The sequence below is a fragment of the Asaia krungthepensis NRIC 0535 genome, from assembly GCF_025995175.1.
Classification (GTDB): domain Bacteria; phylum Pseudomonadota; class Alphaproteobacteria; order Acetobacterales; family Acetobacteraceae; genus Asaia; species Asaia krungthepensis.
On the sequence record NZ_BAPV01000054.1, the window covers coordinates 1 to 206 of the forward strand.

Annotated in this window: 1 protein-coding gene; it reads right to left on the bottom strand. The window is 58.7% G+C overall.

The genetic code is table 11. The annotated features are described in order from the left end of the window. Window positions 1-206: transposase (locus AA0535_RS12315; RefSeq protein WP_373319334.1), on the bottom strand; the 206-nt coding region annotated here is incomplete at both ends.

The window sequence follows — 206 nt, forward strand, 5'->3', positions numbered from 1 at the left end:
GTATCCACGGCAATATGCCGCTTGCGCCCGACGACCTTCTTGCCGGCGTCATAACCTCTTGTCTGCGCATGCGGTGCCTTGATGCTCTGGCTGTCGATCCCCCTTGCGGTCCGGCTCGTCTCGCGACCTGACCTCTCCCGATCAAGCATCAGTTCGACGTCATGAATAGTCTGAAACAGAAACCGCCGGGCCAACTCTCGAAACCA